Origin of the sequence: Streptomyces sp. AC550_RSS872, from assembly GCF_019049285.1 — a bacterium.
Classification (GTDB): Bacteria; Actinomycetota; Actinomycetes; order Streptomycetales; family Streptomycetaceae; genus Streptomyces.
The window spans coordinates 72,566-87,925 of record NZ_JAGMUL010000114.1; the positions used below are offsets into that span (position 1 = coordinate 72,566).

Below are 15,360 nucleotides of genomic sequence, written 5' to 3' on the forward strand. Positions count from 1 at the left end.
CCTGACGTCGACCGGCCGGGAGGCGGACGGTGCCGTCGCGGACTCCGAGGCCGGGCCGGGATCAGGGAGCCGGCCTGCGGGCGGGAGCGAAACGACGGGCGGTCTCGGCGTCGGCGCCCCCGTGGGCAGCCGGAACCTTCTCACCGACAACCCCGCCCTCTACGAGGCCCGCTTCCCCGACCCCGACCGCCTTGCCGGGCGCTGGGCCGAGGACTGTCTGCGCCGCCATGGTGCCGGGACGCGGGTCCTGGACATGGGCTGCGGTACCGGCCGCGACGCCGCTCACCTGCATTCCGCCGGCCGGGCGGTGACCGGCGCCGACCTGTCCGAGGCGATGCTGGAGCACGCCCGCGTCCACCACCCGGGGCCCACCTACGTCCGGGCCGACCTGCACGGTTTCGCCCCGGGCGACCTGGGCGGGGGCGCCTTCGACGCGGTCGTCTGCCTGGACAGCTCCCTGCTGTACTGCCACACCAACGACCAGCTCGACGGCTTCCTCACCTCCTGCCGCGAGGCCCTCACAGCGGGCGGGCTGCTGGTCGCGGAGATGCGCAACGGGGCGTACTTCCTGGGTCGTACGGACCTCCTGGACAGCCCGAAGGTCAACTCCTTCACCTGGCAGGGCACCGCCTACCGGTCCCGCACCACTCTGACCGTCGACCGCACCGCCCAACTCCTGCGCCGTACCCGCGTATGGACCGCCGACGACGGATCGCCACCCGTCGAACAGCGCTCCGCCTGGCGGCTGCTGTTCCCGCAGGAGCTGCGCCACTTCCTCGCCGCGCACGGCTTCGAGGTGCTCGAACTGCACGACGGGCCCGGGCCACGCACTGAACCTCCGTGGCGGGAGGGCGAGTTGCCCGGCACCACCACCGACGCGGACCGGCTGCACCTCGTCGCCCGCCTGCACACCCTCTGACACCAAGGACCAGACATGTACGACGAACGTTTCCCCGGCCTGCGCCGACGCGGTTTCCTCGCGGCCACCTCGGGCGCCGCCGCCCTCGCCCTCGTCGGCTGCGCAGGCGGCACGGACGACAGGACGCAGAGCACCTCCGGCACTCCCAAGCGCGGCGGACGGCTGCGCGCCGCGTTCGCCGGAGGCGGGGCGAGCGAGACCCTCGACCCGCATCTGGCCAACCTCTTCGCCGACGTCGCCCGCGCCAAGGCGCTCTACGACAAGCTCGCCGACTACGGCGCCGACCTCTCCGCCCAGCCCCGCCTCGCCGAGAAGTGGGAGCCCAACAAGACCTTGGACCGCTGGCAGGTGACGCTACGTCAGGCCACGTTCCACGACGGCAAGCCGGTCACCGCCAAGGACGTCCTCTACAGCTACCGCCGTATCACCGACCCCGAGCAGGCGTTCCGCGCCAAGGCGTCGCTGGAACCCGTCGACCTCGACGCCAGCCGCGCCACCGGCGAGCGGTCCGTCGAGTTCGTCCTCAAGCGGCCCACCGCCGAATTCCCCAACATCCTGGCCGCGTTCGGCGCGTACATCGTCCCCGAGAACGCCACCGGCACCGACTTCGACAAGAAGCCGGTCGGCTCCGGCCCCTTCCGGTTCGTCTCCTTCGCCCCGGGCCGCTCTGCCGTCTTCCGCCGGAACGACGACTACTGGGACGGCGCCCCGCACCTCGACGAGATCGAGTTCGTCGTCGCCAACGAGGAGTCCGCCCGCGTCAACGCCCTCCTCGGCGGCCAGGTCGAGTACGCCCACGAACTCAACCCGACCACCGCCCGCGCCCACGAGGCCGGAGGCCAGATCGAGATCGTGCGGCTGCGCAACAGCGCCATGCAGGCGTTCTGCATGAAGACCGACCGGGCGCCGTTCGACGACAAGCGGGTCCGCGAGGCCTTCTTCCTCATCGCCGACCGTAAGGAACTCGTCGACGGCGCGCTGTCCGGCGCCGGCGAGATCGGCAACGACCTGTTCGGCAAGGGCTACGAGTACTACGCCGCCGACCTGCCGCAGCGCGAGCAGGACCTCGACAAGGCCCGCGCCCTGCTGAAGAAGGCCGGCGCCGAGAAGCTCAAGGTCACCCTGGACACCTCGGCCGTCGCCGCCGGGTTCACCGAGGCCGCCGGCATCTTCCGCGACCAGGCCGCCAAGGCCGGCGTCACGATCGACGTGAAGATGGGCAGCAAGGACTCCTACTGGAGCGACATCCTCGACGGCGGCACCCTGTGCTGCTATCGCTCCGGCGCCATGCCCATCGAGGCCCACCTCTCCCAGCGCCTGCTCACCGACTCGACCACCAACGCCACCAAGTGGCAGCACAAGGACTTCGACGCCCTCTACCAGCAGGCCCAGTCCACCCGCGACAAGACCGAACGGGCCGCCGTCTACGAGCGCATGCAACGCCGTCTGTACACCGAGGGCGGCTTCCTCATCTGGGGCTTCGCCGACTGGATCATCGGAACGGCCCGCACGGTGAAGGGAGTTGAGACAAAGGCTCCCGCCAACACCCTGGACTGGGCGCGCTTCGACAAGGTATGGCTGGCGTGACGACCCGGTTGGGCGGCAGCGCCGCCAAGGGGCGCGGGGCTGTGTCGATAGGCGGCTCCGCCGCGGGGCGCGACCAGCCAGGACGGCGCAGCACTCGCACGACGGCCTGCCGCTCAATGGCGAGTGGGCGCTCCTTCGTCGTCCGGCGCCTGCTACTCGGCGCAGCCCAAACCATGGCGGTCGTGCTCCTGGTCTTCGCACTCACCGAAGCCCTGCCGGGCGACGCGGCGGTCGCCCTGGCCGGCGACCAACCGGACCCCGCCCGCATCGCCGCCATCCGCGAGGCGATGGACCTGGACCGTCCGGCGTACGAGCGGCTGGCCGACTGGGCGGCAGGCCTGCTGCACGGCGACTTCGGCACGTCCCTCGCCTCGGGACGCCCCGTCACCCAGTACATCGCCGACGGCTTCGGCCCCACCCTGCTGCTGGCCGCGCTCACGCTGGCGCTGCTCGTCCCGCTCGGCTTCGGCCTCGGCGTGCTCGCCGCCCGCCACGAGGGAGGCCTGGTCGACCGGATGGTCAGCTCGGTCACGCTGGCCGTGTACGCCGTCCCCGAGTTCGCCCTCGGGGTGCTGCTGGTGACGGTCCTCGCCCTGAAACTGGCCTGGCTGCCGCCGACGGCGGTCGGCTACGGCACCGACCTGCTCGGCCATCCGGCGGCACTCGTCCTGCCGGTGCTGGTCCTGCTGTCCCGACCGGTGTGCTCCCTGTCCCGTCTGGTCCGGGCCGGCATGGTCGACGCCCTGGCCTCTCCCTACGCCGCCCACGCCCGCCGCTACGGTGTCCCCGGCGCCCGGGTCCGCTACGCCCACGCCCTGCCGAACGCCCTCGCCCCGGCCGCGCAGCAACTCGCCCGTACCGTCGACTGGTTGCTGTGCGGGGTGATCGTGGTGGAGGCGCTCTTCGTGATCCCGGGCCTGGGGACGGTCCTGCTCAACGCCGTGGCCGAACGGGACGTACCCGTCGTGCAGGGGCTGGCTGTGGTGTTCGGGGTGCTGACGGTGCTGCTCAACCTCGGGGCCGACCTGGTGGCGCACCGGCTGACCCCGCGTGCGGGGGTGGCCGCATGACGGCGTACCGCCGTTTCGCGCTCGGTCTCACCGTCGTGGCCGTGCCCCTCGTCCTCGCCCTGCTCGGGCCGCTGTTCGTGGGCGATCCCGGCCCCCGGGGCGTCTCGTTCACCCTCGGCGGCGGCCACTGGCTCGGCACCGACTTCGTGGGCCGTGACGTGTGGCACCAGGTCCTGCTGGGCGGCCGTACGGTCGTCCTGACCGCGCTCGCCGCCACCGCGCTCGCGTATCTCGTCGCCGTCCCGGTCGCGCTCGTCAGCGCGCTCACCCGCGTGCGCCGGCTGGAGGAACTGCTGATGCGGCCGCTGGACGTGCTGCTCGCCGTACCGTCGCTGCTGCTGATCCTGCTCGTGGCCTCGGTGTTCTCGCCGGGCGCGGCAGGGCTCGCACTGCTGGTGGCGCTGGTGAACGTGCCCGACGCGGCGCGCATCGTGCGGGCGGCGGCGGGGGAGGCAGCGGCACGGCCCGCCGTCGAGGCGCTGCGGATGCAGGGGGAGACGTGGTGGCGGATCGCCGTCGGCTATGTCGGCCGGTCGGCGCTGCGCACCCTCGCCGCCGACGCCGGGATCCGGCTGACGGGCGTGCTGTACCTGGTGTCGACTGCCGCGTTCCTCGGGGTCGGTGTCGCGCCGGACGCCGCCGACTGGGCGGTCATGGTCGACCGCAACCGCACCGGTCTGCTGGTGCAGCCCTGGGCCGTGGTGGTGCCCGCGCTGCTGATCGTGGCGCTGACGATGGGGACGAACCTCCTCTTCGACGCCGCGCTGGAGAAGAAGGCCGTGCCGGGGGCGAAGGCCTCCCGGGAGAAGGAGGGACGACGCCGGTGAGCCGGGCAACTCAGGCGGCGGTCGCCGAGATCCGCGGCCTGCGTGTCGAGATCGACGGCCGCGCCCTCGTCGACGGCGTGCACCTGCGCGTACCGCCGGGCAAGGTGACCGCCCTGGTCGGTGCCTCGGGCAGCGGCAAGACCACGACCGGCCTGGCCCTGCTGGGGGAGTATCCGGCCGGCGCGCAGGTCACGGGCGAGGTACGGCCGCCGGGAGACGGTCCGGTGGGGTATGTGCCCCAGCACCCGGCGGCCGTCCTCAACCCGGCCCGCCGCGTCCGTGCCCTCCTCGACGACATCGCCCGCCCCCAGGTCCGCCACCTGCCCCGTGCCGAACGCCGCAAGGCGGCCCGCGCACTGGTCCTGCGGGCCCTGGAGGATGCCCAGCTCCCGGACGCCGAAGCTCTGTTGCGCCGCTATCCGCACCAGCTCTCCGGCGGCCAGCAGCAACGTGTCGTCCTCGCCCAGGCCCTGCTGCTCGGCGCCCGCGTCATCGTCGCCGACGAACCCACCACCGGCCAGGACGCGTTGACCAAGAGCCGTATCGTCGAGCAGCTGGCCGCCGTCGCGGCGCGCGGCATCGCGGTCGTCCTGCTCAGCCACGACCTCGACGTGGTCCACGCGCTCGCCGACGAGGTCCTCGTCATGCGCGAGGGCCGGGTCGTGGAGTCGGGCCCGGTGGCACGGCTGTGGACCGCGCCCCGGCACGAGTGGACCCGCCGACTGCTCGACGAACAGCGCGCGGCACCCAAGGACGGGACGGCCGCCGAGTCCGGCCGACCCCTCCTGGAAGTACGGGAGCTGACCGCCGTACACGACCGGACCGTGGTCCTGCGCGCCCCGCACCTCGCCCTCCACTCAGGCGAATGCGTGGCCGTCGTCGGCCGTTCCGGCAGCGGCAAGACCACTCTGGCCCGCTGCCTGGCGGGCCTGCACGGCGACCACGACGGCGAGATCCTCCTCGACGGCAGAGTCCTGCCCCGCAGCCTCCGCCGCCGCGACCGAGCCCAGCTCGCCGCCGTGCAGTACGTCTTCCAGGACGCCCGCGCCGCCTTCGACGAACACCGGCCCGTGCTGCACCAGGTGGCCCGCACGGCCGTACGCCTGCGCGGCACCGACGAACGGGCGGCCACGGCCGAGGCGTTGGCCACCCTGAACCGTCTCGGCCTGCCCGAGCGCCTGGCCCACCGCCGCCCCGGCGAACTCTCCGGCGGCGAACTCCAGCGCGCCGCCCTCGCCCGGGCGCTGCTCGCCCGCCCCCGGGTGCTGATCTGCGACGAGGTCACCTCCGGCCTGGACACGGTCACCCGGCGGGGCATCCTCGACGTCCTCGCGGGCCTGGTCGGCGAGGAGGACGACCTCTCCCTCGTCCTCATCACCCACGACCTGGACACCGCGCGACCGGCCCACCGCATCGCCGTACTGGATGCGGGCGAGATCGTCGAACAGGGGTCGGCGCAAAGGATTCTGACGGCCCCTCAGCACCCGTTCACGATCGCTCTCATGCGGACGACGGGGCGTCTGGAGACCGGCACCCGGTTGTGAGAGCCGACCTCCGGGCGGTTCGCGGAGGGGACGGGAAGGCCTCGGCGGGTGGCCCGGAGGCCGGCGGTTTCGGGGGGGCGTCCTCGCCTAGGACCTGGTCGGCAGGCGACCGCGCCGCGGCCGGGAGGTGGCTGCGGCGAGCAGGGCGTGGATCTGGCGCACCGCCTCTCCCGGGTGCGTGGCGGCGGTGGCGAAGGGCAGCCGGACGTCGTGGTGGGCGTCCGGCTTCTCCAGCCGGAGCACCAGGCCGTGCCGGTCGAGCCGCAGCGGCCGTACGCCGGTCGCGCCGAGCTGCTCCCGGGCGGGGAGCAGCCGGACGAGCGGGGCCACCGTGTCGGCGTGGGCCGCGTCCAGCCTGGCCAGCATCTCCGCCTCGTGCGTGGCGAGTGGGTCGGGAGAGGCGAGCGTCAGTTCGTCGAGGCCGATGACGGTCGTGCCGTCGTCCTCGGTGAGCACCGCCCGGGCCGGACTGAACACCAGGGCCTTCGGGCCGAGGGCGGTCAGCCGGCCGCCGAGCGTCAGCCGGGCGCGTACCCGTTCGCGTACGGCGACGGGGGCGATGTCGGTGAACTCCACGAGGGCGGTGAGGTCACCGTGCGACGCCGGCGCCGGCTCGGCTGCCAGGTGGCCGTCCGGCGGGTTGTGCAGGAGCAGCCGTGCGGCGGCGTCGACCGTGTGCAGGCCGATCAGCTCGATGCGACGGCCGCGCGTGGTGACGGTCAGCGAACCGGCCGCCGCCAGCACCGAGCGGGCACGCTCGGCGGGCGACGGCTCAGGGCGGGAGGCAGCAGACATGGGAACCTTTCGAGTTAGGCAAGCCTAACCTTAACTCATGGCGGGTGCCTTCCGCCTGCGGTCCCGTCAGTTACGCCGCCGCCCGCGTCCGCGCCGCCGCCACCGGAAAGCCCTCCGTTCGCAGGACCCGCCGCTCGGCGTCCACCGCGAACACCTCGCAGCCCGCCCGCCCGGCCGCCCACTCGACGCCCTCCGCGCCCATCGCGAACGCGGCGGTCGCCACGGTGTCCGCGACGGTCAGGGAGGACGCCACGACGCTCAGCGAGAGCAGTCCGGTCGCCGGCCGTCCGGTGCGGCCGTCGATGATGTGGTCGCCGCGTTCGTAGCGCGCGGACGTCGCTATCGCCCCGTCGGTGAGCTCGGCCACGGTGCACACCTTGTCGGCGTGCTCGGGGTGCCGTACCCCCACCCGCCACGGCCCGCCGGAGGCGACGACGTCACCTCCGGCGTTGAGGACGAAGCGCCGCGCTCCCGCGCCCTTCAGCAACTCGGCCGCTCGCTGCACCGACCAGCCCTTGACCACCGCGCACGGGTCGAGCCCGCGCCCCGGCAGCCGTACGTCGAAGGCGCCGGCGGTCGCGACCCGGTACTCCTCGCACACGCCCAGCACCTCGTCGAGGTCCGCGCTGACGTCGCCGCGCGCGAGCTCGCCCCGGTCCAGCCGGCAGACCTCGCTGTCCGCCTTGAACGGGCTGAACCGGGCGTCGACCTCGCGCAGCCACGCGAAGACGGCGTCGGCCGTCTCCTCGCCGATGTGCTCGTCGTCGACCCGCAGCGAGACCGGGAACCCCATCACCTGCTCGACGCGGTGCACGTCAGGCGCCCTTCGCGTCGATGGCGGCCTGGAGGGACTCCTTGTAGCCGTCGCTGGTGATCGTGGCGCCGGAGACGGTGTCGATGTCGGCGCTCTGGGCCTCCAGGGTCGCGGCGATCAGCTTCGGTACCGCGGCCGTGGTCTGGGGGTGGTTCGGCTGCTGGAGCATCTTGACGGCCGAGATCTTGGAACCCTGGAAGGTCACCTCGACCTGCACGGGGCCCTTCTCGGTATGCAGGGTCGAGCCCTTCACGACCGTGTTGCCCGATCCGGCCGCCGCCGAGGACGCCGCCGAGGGCGTCGAGGCCGGCGCGGCGGCCTCCGTGGTGGCGGTGCCGAGGGACGGCTCGTAGCGCCAGACCGGGATCAGGCCCACGGCGCTCAGGACCAGGACAGGTATTGCTCGCTTCACGATGTCTTTCCCGTCCTTCTCAGCCGGCCAGGCTGAAGCGTTCGAAGTGGACCTGCTGCTTGGGCACGCCCAGCTCGCGCAGGCTGCCGATCAGCGCGTTCATCATGGGCGGCGGGCCGCACAGGAAGACGTCCCGGTCGGTGATGTCCGGCACCAGCCGCGTGAGCTCCGCCGGGGCCAGCCTGTCGGGGACGGCCGGGCCGGTCACCAGGTGCAGCTCGGCGCCCTTGGCGTGGGCGAGCTCGACCAGCTCGCCGTACAGGACCGCGTCCCGGTCCGTGGCGACCCGGTAGATCACGACCGCGTGGCCGTGCAGCTCCTCCAGCAGCGCCCGGATGGGGGTGACGCCGACGCCGCCCGCGATGAGCACGGCCTCCGGCCGGGTGCGGTGCATCGTGGTGAACGCGCCGTAGGGGCCCTCGGCGAAGACGCGCGTGCCGACCTTCAGGTGCCTGAGGCCCGCCGAGCCGGCGCCGGCCGCCTTGGCGGTGAGCCGCAGTTGGTTGCCGTCGGGCGCGGCCGACAGGGAGAACGGGTTGGCCTGCCACCAGCGGTCCTTCGTCAGGAACCGCCACAGGAAGAACTGGCCGGCGCGCGCGGGCAGCTTGTCCAGGTCACGGCCGGTGACGTAGACGGAGACCACGTTGTCCGACTCGGCCACCACGGCGGAGACGCGCAGCTGGTGGCGCCAGTTCCGCCACAGCGGCAGGACCAGCCGGCCGACGACCACCGAGGCGAGGGCGACGCCCCACACGGCGTACCAGTACGCCGTGGCGGCCGGGGACGAGGTGAAGGACGTACCGACCGCGACCTGGTGCGTGAACGCCAGGATCACCGCGACGTAGGTGTACAGGTGGATGAAGTGCCATGTCTCGTACGCCAGCCGTCGCCGCGCGAACCGGGCCGAGACCACGCCGATCACGATGATGATCCCCAGGGCCACGATCGCGCGCAGCACGCCCTCGACCGTCTCGGCGAGGTCGATCAGCTGGTTCACCGGGTCCAGCGAGGACGACTCGGCGTAGCCGAAGGTGATGAACACGGCGTGCGCGAGGAGGACCCACAGGACGCTGAAGCCGGTCCAGCGGTGCCAGGAGGTCAGCCGGTCCATGCCGATCCGGCGGTCCAGCCAGGGCAGCCGGGCCACCAGCAGCAGCTGGAAGGCCATGAGGAGCGCGCCGAACAGACCGGTGAGGCGGCCGAGCACGATGAGGGTGTTCGAGGCGAAGCCGGCGGCGAAGAAGAAGTAGAGGACCACGGCCACGTTCGCGGCCAGCAGGGCGTACAGGCCCGTGCGGGCGACCACCCTGGGGCGTATCGCCGTGGGGGGCGCAGGGGGCGATTGGACGGTCGTCGTCACGGCGACAGCTCCTTGATCTCGTCTGTGGATACCGAGCTTGTCCGGCCGCAGCTGTCAAAAGACTGTCGTAGATCTTTCAAGTGCTTATCGATGTGGTCGCGGTATCCGACCCGCACCCGAGCGGCGGCGTCCGGTGCCGCACTATGAACGGGTGGAGAAAGTACGCCTTCTGGTCGTGGACGACGACCGCCCCATCGCCGACCTCGTCGCGACGGTCGCCCGCTACGAGGGCTGGCAGGCGATCACCGCGAACTCCGGCGAGGAGGCGCTGCGGCTGGCCGCCGAGTTCCATCCGGACATCGTGGTGCTGGACCTGATGCTGCCCGATCTGGACGGTTTCGGCGTCCTGGACCGGCTCCGGGGCGCGGGGACGATGGTGCCCGTGGTGTTCCTCACCGCCCGCGACGGGGTCGCCGACCGGGTGGCCGGGCTGACCCGGGGCGGCGACGACTACCTGGTCAAACCGTTCGCGGTGGAGGAGCTGATGGCCCGGCTGCGGACCGTGCTGCGACGCAGCGCCGGGCCCGGCTTCCAGCGTTCCGTCCTTCGGGTGGCCGACCTGACGATGGACGAGGACACCCGCGAGGTGCGCCGCGGCGACAAACTGCTCACGCTCACCCCCACCGAGTACGAGGTGCTGCGCTATCTGATGCGCAAGTCGCCGACCGTGCTCACCAAGGCGCAGATACTCGACCATGTGTGGGAGTACGGCTTCGGCGGCCGCTCGAACGTCGTCGAGCTGGTCGTCAGCCGGCTGCGCCGCAAGCTGGAGGACACCGGCACCCCGCTGATCCACACCGTCCGGGGCTTCGGGTACGTGATCCGGCAGGCGGCGGAGTGATCGGCAGGGTGCGGCGGGCGTACCGCGGGATGCGGCTCGGGACCCGGCTGGCGCTGGGCCTCGGCGCGCTGTCACTGGTGGTGTTCGCGGTGGTGGGCACCGTGCTGACGACGTACATGCGCGACTACCTGTCGGCCCAGCTCGACACGACGCTCGCGCAGGGCCAGATCGCCCAGTCCAAGAGCATCGCGGACTACGGCACGCTGACGGGCAAGAAGTACTTCAGCTGGTACTACGCCGTGTACGACGTGTCGGACGGCAAGCCCGTGCTGCGCAGACCCGAGGACCCCGGCGACCTGCCGACGGACGTCGACGACTTCGCCGCACTGGCCCGGGCGCAGGCCGGCGCCGACACGGAACTCCTGCGCACCGAGAACCTCGGGGGCAAGGGCGAGTACCGGATGCGCGCCTGCGAGGTCGAGCCCGGCGTGGTGCTGGTCAGCGCCGCACCCATGGACGACATCGAGGACACCGTCGGCCAGCTGATCACCATCCAGGCGGTCACCTTCGGGCTCGCGCTGCTGGCCCTCGTGGCGGCGGGGCGGGGATTGCTGCGGCGGGGCCTGAAACCGCTGAGCGACATGGCGCACACCGCCCGCGACATCACCTCGCACGACCTGACCGACTCGGGCCGGCTGCCGGTACGGCACGACGCGCGCGGCGGCGGCCCCGAGGTCGAAGAGCTGCGCACCGCCTTCAACACCATGCTGGAGCACATCGACGACTCCCTCGCGGTGCGCGCGGAGGCGGAACAGCGTCTGCGCCGCTTCGTGGCGGACGCCTCGCACGAGCTGCGTACCCCGCTGATGTCGGTACGGGGCTACGCCGACCTCTTCCAGTACGCCGCCGCCAACGCCCCCGAGGAACGGGACAGGCACCTGGCCCGCCTGCGCGCCGAGGCCGCCCGCATGGGCTTCCTGCTGGACGACCTGTTGCTGCTCGCCCGCCTGGACGCCGCCGAGGTGGAGGCACCGCTGCGGCTCCGCGAGGCGGACCTGGTGGAACTGGTCGAGCAGGCGGCGGACGCGTTCCGGGTCACCCACGCCGACCACCCGCTGACGATGGCCCCCGGCCCCGGTTCCCTGAAGCTGAGCCTGGACCCGCAGCGCATTCGCCAGGTCCTGGACAACCTGCTCACCAACGCGGCGATGCACACCCCGGCCGGCACGCGGGTGTCGGTGGCGGTGTCGATGGTGAACGGCGCGGCCCAGGCCCGGATCGCGGACGCCGGCCCCGGCATCCCGCCCGCCGACCGGGCCCGTGTCTTCGACCGCTTCTACCGCGTCGACAAGGCCCGCAGCCGCGACCGGGGCGGCAGCGGCCTGGGGCTGGCGGTCGCGCAGTCACTGGTGCGGGCCCACGGCGGCCGCATCGACCTGACCAGCGAGCCGGGGGCGACGGTGTTCACGGTGACGATTCCGCTGACGGGCGCGGTTCCTCCGGGCCACGAACCCGCAACACAACACGTCTAGACTCTCTCAACGGCCCGGAGCCCGTGGTCGAAAGCGGGCGAAATCTGTCAAACCCGAAGGGTATTCGGCGTTTTGATACGCATAGACTCAGTCACCAAGCGGTACCCGGACGGCACGGTGGCGGTCGATCGGCTCTCGTTGGAGATACCCGACCGCTCGATCACCGTCCTCGTGGGGCCCTCGGGCTGCGGGAAGACGACCACACTGCGGATGATCAACCGGATGGTCGAGCCCAGTGAGGGGACCATCCTCATCGACGGCGTCGACAGCCGGCAGCAGCCGGTCAACACGCTGCGCCGGTCCATGGGATACGTCATCCAGAACGCCGGTCTCTTCCAGCACCGCACCATCCTCGACAACATCGCCACCGTGCCCCGCATGCTCGGCTGGGGCAAGGACAAGTCCCGGGCCCGGGCACGGGAGCTGATGGAGCGGGTGGGCCTCGACGGGACGCTCGCCAAGCGGTACCCGTACCAGCTCTCCGGCGGCCAGCAGCAGCGCGTCGGTGTGGCGCGGGCGCTCGCGGCGGATCCGCCCGTGCTGCTGATGGACGAGCCGTTCTCCGCCGTCGACCCCGTGGTGCGCAAGGGCCTCCAGGACGAACTCCTGCGGATCCAGGGGGAGTTGGGCAAGACCATCGTCTTCGTCACCCATGACATCGACGAGGCCGTCAAGCTCGGCACGATGGTCGCCGTGATGCGCACGGGCGGCAGGCTCGCCCAGTTCGCGCCGCCCGCCGAGCTGCTGTCCCGGCCGGCCGACGCGTTCGTGGAGGACTTCCTCGGCGCCGACCGCGGTATCCGGCGCCTGTCGTTCTTCCCGTCGACGGGCCTCCAGCCGCTGACCACCCCGATCGTCACGGTGGACGCCACCGCCGAGCAGATCGCCGCGGCCGGCGCGGCCAGCGCCCCGTATCTCCTCGTCACCGACGCCGACGGCAAGCCCCTCGGCTGGAGCGAGCCGCAGAACCTCACCGCCGGGGAGATCACGGCCGACCGACTCCTGCCCTACGGGCGCCCGTTCGTCGCCGCCACCGACTCGCTGCGGGCCGCCCTCGACTGCGCCGTGCTCTCGCCCACCGGATGGGCCGTCGCCGTGGACGCGTCGGGCCGGGCCACCGGGGTCGTCTCGCAGCAGTCCATCGGCGAGGCCATCCGGGGCGCGCACGCGGAGATCGCCGCGGACGAGGCGCGGGACGCGGACGCGGAGCCCGACGAAGGCGACAAGGTCCACAAGGTCGCGCCATGAGCGAACTCTTCGACCTGCCCAGCGACCTCCAGAACAGCTACTTCGGACTGGTCGCCCTCCATCTGCGCGAGGCCCTGATCCCGGTGCTCGTCGGGCTGCTCGTCGCCCTGCCCGTCGCCCAGTTGTGTGTGCGGGTGCGCTGGCTGTACGCGCCCGTGCTGTGGGTGACGACCGTGCTCTACGCGATTCCGTCGCTCGCCTTCTTCGTCATCCTCATCGACTACACCGGCCTCAGCGAGCTCACGGTGATGATCCCGCTGGCCGTCTACAGCCTGGTGGTGCTCGTCCCCGCGATCGTGGACGGCGTGCGGTCGGTGCCGCAGGAGACACTGGCCGCCGCGACCGCCATGGGCTTCGGGCCCGTACGGCGCTATGTCCAGGTGCAGTTGCCGATCGCGGCGCCCGCGATCATCGCCGGGCTGCGGGTGGCGTCCGTGTCGAGCGTCTCCCTGGTCAGCGTCGGCATGCTGATCGGCAACGAGGGGGCCCTCGGCAACCTGCTCAACAGCGGCCTGACCTACAACCAGCCGCGCCTGATCTGGCTCTCCGTGGTGGGCACGGCCGTCCTCGCCCTGCTCGTCGACGCCGCGCTGATCGGCCTCCGTGTCCTGCTGACGCCCTGGATGCCGCGCGCCACCCGCAAGAACAACGCGCGCACGCTCGCCGTGAAGGAGGCCGCCCGGTGAACGTCCTGAACTTCATCAGTTCCTTCTTCAGCGACAACGCCCACTGGCAGGGCTACGACGGCATCCCGACGCGCGTCGGCGAGCACATCCAGTACACGCTGATGGCCCTCGGCATCGCCGCCGCGGTCGGCCTGCCGGTCGGCCTGCTCACCGGCCACACCGGACGCGGCGGCAACACACTCGCGCTCATCGCCACCTCGGCCCGGGCGCTGCCCAGCTTCGGCCTGATGGTGCTGATGTTCATCCTGCTGGGCCTGGGCATGGCCCCCGTGATGATCCCGCTGGTCGTGCTCGCCATCCCGCCCATCCTCGTCACCACCTACGAGGCGATGCGCTCCGTCGACCCCGCCCCGGTGGACGCCGCCCGCGGCATGGGCATGGCCGAGACCGCGGTCCTCTTGCGCGTCGAACTCCCCGTCGCCCTCCCGCTGATCCTCAGCGGCCTGCGCTCGGCGGCCATCCAGATCGTCTCGACGGCCACCATCGCCGCGTACGTCAGCTTCGGCGGCCTCGGCCGCTACATAATCGACGGCCTCTACCAGCGCAACTACGAGAAGGTCGTCGGCGGCGCGACACTGGTCGCCGCGATGGCGTTGACGACGCTGGGTTTGTTCTGGGCGGTGTCACGGATCGCGGTGTCACCGGGGGTGCGCAGGCAGAACTAGCGGAGTGGCAACGCCCTGAGGGGCGCGGGGCTGTATCGATATGCGGCTCCGCCGCGTGGGCGCGACCAGCCCTCACCGGCCCGCAGCGAACCACGGCCAAATCAGCGAAGCGCCTCCGTGCGGGCCAACGCCAGTTCCAGGACGACCAGCAGAGCGTCCCGCACGGACGTGCGCTCGCGGGCGTCGAAGACGACGACCGGGACGCCGTCGGTGACGTCGAGGGCCCAGCGGATCTCCTCCAGGGTGTGCTCGACCTTGCCGTCGAAGGCGTTGGCGGCCACCGCGAAGGGGATGCCCCGGTGCTCGAAGTAGTCGACGGCGGCGTAGCAGTCGTCGAACCGCCGGGTGTCGACGATGACGAGCCCGCCGACCGCGCCCTCGACGATGTCGTCCCACATGAACCCGAACCGTTCCTGGCCGGGCGTGCCGAACAGATACAGCTTCAGGGTGGGGTCGATGGTGAGGCAGCCGAAGTCCATGGCCACGGTCGTCGTGGTCTTGCGCGGGGTGTGCGTGAGGTCGTCCACGCCCGCCGCGACCTCGGTGATGGCGGCCTCGGTGGTCAGCGGCTCGATCTCGGAGATCGAGCCCACGGCGGTGGTCTTGCCCACGCCGAAGCCGCCCGCGATCACCATCTTGACCGGCAGCGGCGGTCGTACGGTGGCCGGTTCAGTCGTCGTCATGGAGTGGCCCCTCGTGAGTCGGGGATGGCGCGCAGGCCGTCGATGACCCTGCGCAGGACGGATGCGTCGTGGACGACGGCGGAGTCGGGCACGTGCACCGTCAACTGCCCCGCGGCGCGCAGATCCTCGGCGAGGACGCGCACCACGTTGAGATGCAGCCGCAGCCGGGCCGCGATCTCCGCGATGGACTGCGGCAACCGGCAGACGGCGACGATGTCGTGCCGCTCGAAGGCCAGCCGGTCGAGCGCGTCGATCCCCTCGGTGGTGGCCACCACCTGGGTCTCGACGGGCATCGACCGGCCGTCGGCATCGGTCACCACCCGCCCGGCGGTGACCAGGAACGGCCGTACGGCGGGGGCCGGCCCGACCGGGTCCGGCTGCCCGTCGGGGCCGGGCCGCGGGCCGTCCGGGTCCGGCGGTGGGGTGCCGTCCGCCAT

16 protein-coding genes are annotated in these 15,360 nt (G+C 72.2%); 10 read left to right on the forward strand and 6 right to left on the reverse strand.

Annotated elements, in window-relative coordinates; all coding sequences use genetic code 11:
- Positions 1-121: 121 nt before the first annotated feature.
- The 5 genes from KUM44_RS32430 to KUM44_RS32450 all read left to right on the forward strand — a co-directional run bounded on the left by KUM44_RS32430 (position 122) and on the right by KUM44_RS32450 (position 5,947).
- Complete coding sequence (locus tag KUM44_RS32430) at positions 122-919, forward strand: bifunctional 2-polyprenyl-6-hydroxyphenol methylase/3-demethylubiquinol 3-O-methyltransferase UbiG (protein WP_217213429.1); 798 nt, start codon at positions 122-124, stop codon at positions 917-919.
- A 15-nt stretch (positions 920-934) separates the two neighbouring features.
- Complete coding sequence (locus KUM44_RS32435; RefSeq protein WP_217213325.1) at positions 935-2,506, forward strand: ABC transporter substrate-binding protein; 1,572 nt, start codon at positions 935-937, stop codon at positions 2,504-2,506.
- Between the two features lie 116 nt (positions 2,507-2,622).
- Complete coding sequence (locus KUM44_RS32440) at positions 2,623-3,576, forward strand: ABC transporter permease (protein ID WP_217213430.1); 954 nt, start codon at positions 2,623-2,625, stop codon at positions 3,574-3,576.
- Positions 3,573-4,403, forward strand: coding sequence for an ABC transporter permease (locus KUM44_RS32445; protein ID WP_217213326.1), 831 nt, complete (start codon positions 3,573-3,575; stop codon positions 4,401-4,403). Before KUM44_RS32440 ends, KUM44_RS32445 begins: the two co-directional genes overlap by 4 nt.
- On the forward strand, positions 4,400-5,947 hold the full coding sequence (locus tag KUM44_RS32450; RefSeq protein ID WP_217213327.1) for an ABC transporter ATP-binding protein: 1,548 nt from the start codon (positions 4,400-4,402) through the stop codon (positions 5,945-5,947). Before KUM44_RS32445 ends, KUM44_RS32450 begins: the two co-directional genes overlap by 4 nt.
- A gap of 87 nt (positions 5,948-6,034) precedes the next feature.
- Here KUM44_RS32450 and KUM44_RS32455 read toward each other — a convergent pair whose 3' ends face one another.
- The 4 genes from KUM44_RS32455 to KUM44_RS32470 form a co-directional block, all read right to left on the reverse strand.
- Positions 6,035-6,742 carry a DUF2470 domain-containing protein gene (locus tag KUM44_RS32455; RefSeq protein ID WP_217213328.1) on the reverse strand — a complete coding sequence of 236 codons (708 nt, stop codon included), beginning with the start codon at positions 6,740-6,742 and terminating at the stop codon, positions 6,035-6,037.
- A gap of 70 nt (positions 6,743-6,812) precedes the next feature.
- Complete coding sequence (locus tag KUM44_RS32460) at positions 6,813-7,535, reverse strand: FAD:protein FMN transferase (protein WP_217213431.1); 723 nt, start codon at positions 7,533-7,535, stop codon at positions 6,813-6,815.
- A gap of 22 nt (positions 7,536-7,557) precedes the next feature.
- A complete protein-coding gene (locus KUM44_RS32465; RefSeq protein ID WP_217213329.1) occupies positions 7,558-7,968 on the reverse strand; it encodes an FMN-binding protein in 411 nt (136 codons plus the stop codon).
- Between the two features lie 19 nt (positions 7,969-7,987).
- Positions 7,988-9,274, reverse strand: coding sequence for a ferric reductase-like transmembrane domain-containing protein (locus KUM44_RS32470; RefSeq protein ID WP_217213432.1), 1,287 nt, complete (start codon positions 9,272-9,274; stop codon positions 7,988-7,990).
- A 205-nt stretch (positions 9,275-9,479) separates the two neighbouring features.
- On the opposite strand from KUM44_RS32470, the gene KUM44_RS32475 reads away from it, so the two are divergent.
- The 5 genes from KUM44_RS32475 (at position 9,480) to KUM44_RS32495 (ending at position 14,240) form a co-directional block, all read left to right on the forward strand.
- Positions 9,480-10,169, forward strand: coding sequence for a response regulator transcription factor (locus tag KUM44_RS32475; protein ID WP_217213330.1), 690 nt, complete (start codon positions 9,480-9,482; stop codon positions 10,167-10,169).
- Entirely contained in the window at positions 10,166-11,641 is a 1,476-nt protein-coding gene (locus KUM44_RS32480; RefSeq protein ID WP_217213331.1) for a cell wall metabolism sensor histidine kinase WalK, read from the forward strand. Before KUM44_RS32475 ends, KUM44_RS32480 begins: the two co-directional genes overlap by 4 nt.
- A gap of 72 nt (positions 11,642-11,713) precedes the next feature.
- Positions 11,714-12,889, forward strand: coding sequence for an ABC transporter ATP-binding protein (locus KUM44_RS32485; RefSeq protein WP_217213332.1), 1,176 nt, complete (start codon positions 11,714-11,716; stop codon positions 12,887-12,889).
- Positions 12,886-13,575 (forward strand): ABC transporter permease, encoded by a 690-nt coding sequence (locus KUM44_RS32490; protein ID WP_217213333.1) that lies wholly within the window; start codon positions 12,886-12,888, stop codon positions 13,573-13,575. The genes KUM44_RS32485 and KUM44_RS32490 overlap by 4 nt, the downstream gene beginning before the upstream one ends.
- Entirely contained in the window at positions 13,572-14,240 is a 669-nt protein-coding gene (locus tag KUM44_RS32495) for an ABC transporter permease (RefSeq protein ID WP_217213334.1), read from the forward strand. Before KUM44_RS32490 ends, KUM44_RS32495 begins: the two co-directional genes overlap by 4 nt.
- A gap of 101 nt (positions 14,241-14,341) precedes the next feature.
- Here KUM44_RS32495 and KUM44_RS32500 read toward each other — a convergent pair whose 3' ends face one another.
- Together KUM44_RS32500 and KUM44_RS32505 are read right to left on the reverse strand one after the other, a co-directional pair.
- On the reverse strand, positions 14,342-14,923 hold the full coding sequence (locus KUM44_RS32500) for an ATP/GTP-binding protein (protein WP_217213335.1): 582 nt from the start codon (positions 14,921-14,923) through the stop codon (positions 14,342-14,344).
- On the reverse strand, positions 14,920-15,360 hold the full coding sequence (locus KUM44_RS32505) for a DUF742 domain-containing protein (protein WP_217213336.1): 441 nt from the start codon (positions 15,358-15,360) through the stop codon (positions 14,920-14,922). Before KUM44_RS32505 ends, KUM44_RS32500 begins: the two co-directional genes overlap by 4 nt.